The 807-nt window shown below is 71.9% G+C and carries 1 protein-coding gene; it reads left to right on the top strand.

The features are described 5' to 3' along the window. Nucleotides 1–807: DNA topoisomerase (locus tag CRD60_RS08190; RefSeq protein WP_236630925.1), on the top strand; the 807-nt coding region annotated here is incomplete at both ends.

Genomic DNA, 807 nt, shown 5'->3' with positions numbered 1-807 from the left:
CTCTCCGGTCCTGTGGCGCAAGGTGGGGCCGGGGCTCTCGGCCGGGCGCGTGCAGTCCGTGGCCACCCGGCTGATCGTCGAGCGTGAGCGCGAGCGCATCGCCTTCGTCCGCGCCCCCTACTGGGACCGGGTGGCCGACCTGGCCGCCCCGAGCGCCCTGAGCGAGTCCGGCTCCGAACGTTTCCAGGCGCGGCTGGTGGGGCTGGGCGGCCGGCGGCTGGCCGGTTCCAAGGACTTCTCCTCGGACGGGCAGCTGACCGCCGGCGCCAGGAAGGAGCAGGCCCGGCAGCTGGACCAGGCCACGGCCGAGCGCCTGGCCGGAGAGCTCAAGGCCGCGGAATTCACGGTGACCTCGCTGGAGACCAAGCCCTACCACCGCCGCCCGCAGCCGCCCTTCACGACGTCGACCATGCAGCAGACCGCCGGCAACCGGCTAGGCATGAGCTCGCGCGCCTCCATGCGCGCCGCCCAGAGCCTGTACGAGAACGGTTACATCACCTACATGCGTACCGACTCGGTCACCCTCTCCCAGCAGGCCATCTCGGCCGCCCGCAAGAGCGTGGAGGAGGTCTACGGCAAGCAGTACCTGGCCTCCGGTCCCAAGCAGTACGTGACCAAGACCGCCGGCGCCCAGGAGGCCCACGAGTGCATCCGCCCGGCCGGCTCGCGCTTCCGCAGCCCCCAGGAGCTGGCCTCGTCACTGCCGCCCGACCAGTTGAAGCTCTACACGCTGATTTGGCGGCGAACCCTGGCCTCGCAGATGGCCGACGCGACCGGATCGACCGCCACGGTGCGGCTGAGCGCGCC

The organism is Bifidobacterium aemilianum, from assembly GCF_003315635.1.
In the GTDB taxonomy this organism is placed as follows: domain Bacteria; phylum Actinomycetota; class Actinomycetes; order Actinomycetales; family Bifidobacteriaceae; genus Bifidobacterium; species Bifidobacterium aemilianum.
This window is presented reverse-complemented; position numbering and strand designations above follow the sequence as displayed.